This window comes from Chitinimonas sp. (assembly GCF_041904975.1).
Classification (GTDB): Bacteria; Pseudomonadota; Gammaproteobacteria; order Burkholderiales; family Chitinimonadaceae; genus Chitinimonas.
Genome location: NZ_JAYRLZ010000313.1, coordinates 1 through 4,604, shown reverse-complemented (window position 1 = coordinate 4,604; position 4,604 = coordinate 1). Strand labels below are relative to the sequence as shown.

2 protein-coding genes are annotated in these 4,604 nt (G+C 60.9%); both read right to left on the bottom strand.

The window, feature by feature from the left end; genetic code table 11:
- Positions 1-264: 264 nt before the first annotated feature.
- A complete protein-coding gene (locus tag ACE3OH_RS19725; protein WP_374357194.1) occupies positions 265-582 on the bottom strand; it encodes a hypothetical protein in 318 nt (105 codons plus the stop codon).
- A 969-nt stretch (positions 583-1,551) separates the two neighbouring features.
- The coding region (gene purL / locus ACE3OH_RS19720) for a phosphoribosylformylglycinamidine synthase (RefSeq protein WP_374357188.1) at positions 1,552-4,604 on the bottom strand (3,053 nt) is incomplete at its 5' end.

Genomic DNA, 4,604 nt, shown 5'->3' with positions numbered 1-4,604 from the left:
AGAACTCGCCTTGGCTGCGCCAAGGCTCAAACATGCTGTCCCGGACTACCCCGCAAGCTGCTGCGGTGCTCGGCGAGAGCCGACGGGGTTGGGGTTCTCCGTAGCTGGTGCTGCGTGTATTCGACTACTGTGGGCGTGCTGCGCCCGCCATCGCGGCTGAAGCCACGCTTACAAAAAGCAAGGCGGCCTAGCGCGATGGCCTTCTGTCCATGCCACGAATAACTCCGCTGCCCCGGGGGGCGCCGAGCGTCGACGCGTTAGGCATCATGGCTTCTTGCCGAATGCTGTAATCGGTGAGATTTCGAGCCAGTTTTTAGACCCCTGCGCTCTCACTTTGGAAAGCTCTTTCGTACCGATGAAAGCTATGAATAGGGATTGCTCTCCGGCGCTGCGATATCCGTAGAGCGTTGTACCCAGTGGGAGAATACCTTCGGCGTTCCCTGTCGATGAGACGAGAACCAGAGGCTGAGTTGTTTCAACACGATGCGAGTGCAGCATCTGGTGCTCCCGAAACACGTAGCCACTGGCAAACACAATGGCTGACCATGTAATGACAGCAAGCGAAGTAGCGATGCGGCTCATTCTGATGCCTAACGTTAGACGTAACGGGCGCTGGAGCGCAGCAGAGGGAACCAAAAGGCGCAGCATTTTGGCGCCCCGTTGACGGACTTGTTTGGCCGCTGGTGAGTTGAGTGGTTCGGCGGCATGTCCTATCCCTCGATTCGATCAACGAACTCGATACCACCGAGGCGATTTGACTTCAGGATATCGATCACCAGAACGCCCCAAATTTCGTGAACCAGAACCACATTTGTTTCGAACTGCCACTCCGAGCCTGGCTGGTTTGCGTTGTGCGCGGAGGCAAAACGAAGGTAGGTAGGACCGTCCCACGTTCCGGCGCCACAACTTAGCAACGCATCGGGTAGCCACGGAAACTTTGGACTTTTATGGCGTGCCAACTCGGTCAGTGTGCTGGGAGTGAACTGAGTAGTCGGTTGTTGCGAGGATGCGTTCGATTTCAATGTGTGCGGCCTAAATAGATTTTACTATCAGCTCCATTTCCGCAGGCTCTAGAGCCAGAGAATGTGACATGGAATTTCCTTCTGTGTCGCGCCACCACTTCTCTACCCAAGCTCGGCCATATTGATCGACTTCGTAAACTTCGAAAAACTCTCCAAGCATGGAGAGGACATTGCCTTTCTCTCGATCAGATAATGGTTCGAGCACGGAAGGGTGAATCGATAGAACACGCACAGTAGCTCGCACAGAAACAGTGCTTCCGTTCGTGTCCTTCGTGGCTGAGTCCTGTGCTGAGTGCGACATAAGCTCTAACTAGATGTAGACGCCAAAACTGCCATATTGGCTTGGACATGCGCCACATTCGCTGCGAGGCATGGCTCCCAAACCGTTGCAATACGACGGGCGCAACCGGAATTACATTGCGCAACACGGCGTTGGCCGTAGCGTCGCGCTTGACATGGCGTTTGCATGCTTGCACCGATTGTAAAAAGACCCGCAGAAAGCGGGTCATTTAAATTCCAACAGCGCAAATCAACCAATCACCTTGCGCGCATTACGGAACATCCGCATCCAGCCACTATCCTCGCCCCATTGCTCCGGGTGCCAGCTCATGGTTACCGAGCGGAAGGTGCGTTCCGGGTGCGGCATCATGATGCTGAAGCGGCCGTCGGCGGTGGTGACGCCGGCGATGCCGTCGGGCGAGCCGTTCGGGTTCAGTGGGTAGACTTCGGTCGGCAGGCCCTTGTCGTCGACATAGCGCATGGCGGTGATCACCCGCTTGCGGTCTGCCGCATCGGCAAATACCGCGCGGCCTTCGCCGTGCGATACCACTACCGGCATCTTGCTGCCGGCCATGCCGGCGAAGAATACGCTGGGGCTGTCGGGCACTTCGGCCATGACCAGGCGGGCCTCGAACTGCTCGGAGGCATTGCGGCGGAACTTCGGCCATGCATCGGCGCCGGGGATGATTTCTGCCAGGTTGGACATCATCTGGCAGCCATTACACACACCCAGCGCCAGGGTATCGCTGCGGCCAAAGAAGGCTTCGAACTCGGCGCGGGCGCGGGCGTTGAACAGGATGGATTTGGCCCAGCCTTCGCCAGCCCCCAGCACGTCGCCATAGCTGAAGCCACCACAGGCGGCAAAGGCCTGGAAATCCTTCAGCGATACGCGGCCTTGCAGGATGTCGGACATATGCACGTCCAGCGCGGCAAAGCCGGCGCGGTCGAACGCGGCGGCCATTTCCACATGGCCGTTTACGCCCTGCTCACGCAGCACAGCAATCTTCGGCTTCACGCCCTTGGCGATATACGGCGCGGCAATGTCCTCGCTGGGCTCGAAAGTCAGCTCGGCATACAGGCCGCGCTGTTTCTGGCCGACCAAGGCATATTCGCTGTCGGCGCTGGCCGGGTTGTCGCGCAGGCGCTGCAGCTGCCAGCTGGTTTCCGACCAGGCCTTGTGCAGATCGCTGCGGGTTTCGCTGAACACCAGGCGGTTGCGCTTCTTGATCTTCAGACGGTCGTCGTCGTTGAGTGAGCCGATTACATGCAGCTGGCTGCGGATGCCGGCGGCAAAGAAGGCGGCCATCACGGCGTGAGTGTCGCTACGGCGCACCTGCAGCACGGCGCCCAGCTCTTCATTGAACAGCACGCCCAGGAGGCGGCCGTTTTCGGCGCGGGCCACCGATTCGGTATTGATCTGGCCGTATTCGCGCTCATTGCGACGGCGCTCGATGCACAGCTCGTCCACATCCAGCGTCACGCCGGTGCGGCCGGCGAACATCATCTCGGCCAGGGTAACGATCAGGCCGCCATCGCCACGGTCGTGGTAGGCGAGGATCTTGCCGTCGGCATTGAGCTGCTGCACCACATTGAAGAAAGCAGCCAGCGCGGCCGGGTCTTCCAGGTCGGGCGCGTGGTTGCCCACTTGCTTGTAGACCTGTGCCAGGGCCGATGCGGAGAGGCGGCACTTGCCATTGCCCAGGTCGATCAGGATCAGGTCGGTATCGCCCTGATCGGTGCGCAGCTGCGGGGTGAGGGTGCGGCGCACGTCCACCACCGGGGCGAAGCTCGATACGATCAGCGATAGCGGCGCCACCACGGCGCGATCCTGGCCCTGGTCCTTCCACACCGTTTTCATCGACAGGCTGTCTTTGCCGACCGGAATGCTGATGCCCAGCGAAATCGACAGATCGCGTACCGCTTCCACGGTGTCGAACAGGGCGGCGTCTTCGCCGGGGTGGCCGGCAGCGGCCATCCAGTTGGCTGATAGCTTGACATCACCGAGCTTGCCGATACGGGCGGCGGCCAGATTGGTGAGCGCTTCACCCACTGCCATGCGGCCCGAAGCGGGGCCGGAGATCAGTGCCAGCGGCGTGCGCTCGCCCATCGCCATCGCTTCGCCCAGATAGGTTTCGTAACCCATGGCGGTGACGGCCACATCGGCCACCGGCACCTGCCAGGGGCCGACCATCTGGTCGCGGCAGGTCATGCCGCCCACCGAGCGATCGCCAATGGTGATCAAAAAGCGCTTGTCGGCCACTGCCGGCAGGCGCAGCACCCGGTAGGTGGCGTCGTGCAGATCCAGCGTGCTGGAGTCGAACATCGGCAGTTCGCGGCGCAGGCGCTGCACATCGCGCGTCATTTTCGGTGGCTTGCCCAAGAGCACGTCCATCGGCATATCCACCGGCTTGTTGCCAAAGTGACTGTCGGCCACTTCCAGCTGCTTTTCCAGCGTGGCGGTGCCGGCCACCGAGAAGGGGCAGCGCTCGCGCTCGGCAATGGCGCGGAAGGTATCGAGGTCTTCGGCACGAATTGCCAGCACATAGCGCTCTTGCGATTCGTTACACCAGATTTGCAGCGGCGACATGCCCTTTTCTTCGATATGGATATCGCGCAGCTTGAACTGGGCACCGCGATCCGAGCCATGCACCAGCTCAGGCAGGGCGTTTGACAGGCCACCGGCGCCGACATCGTGAATCGACAGAATCGGGTTTTTGTCGCCCAGCTGCCAGCAGCGGTCGATGACTTCCTGCGCACGGCGTTCGATTTCCGGGTTGCCGCGCTGTACCGAGTCGAAATCGAGGTCGGCGGCATTGGCGCCGGTATCCATCGATGAGGCGGCACCACCACCGAGGCCGATCAGCATGCCGGGGCCGCCCAGCACGATGATCAGTGCGCCGGCCGGGATATCGTGCTTGCCGATATGGTCGGCGTCGATATTGCCAAGACCGCCGGCGATCATGATCGGCTTGTGATAGCCGCGCATTTCGCCCAGATGGCTTTCTTCAAAGGTACGGAAGTAGCCGGTCAGATTGGGGCGGCCGAATTCGTTATTGAAGGCGGCGCCGCCAATCGGGCCATCCAGCATGATCTGCAGGGCCGAGACGATGCGCCCGGGCTTGCCGTATTCGAGCTGGCTGTCGGAATACACTTCCCAGGGCTGCTTGAAGCCGGGGATATTCAGGTTGGATACGGTAAAACCGGTGAGGCCCGCCTTGGGCTTGGAGCCACGGCCGGTAGCGCCTTCATCGCGGATTTCGCCGCCCGAGCCGGTAGATGCGCCGGGGAAGGGCGAAATGGCAG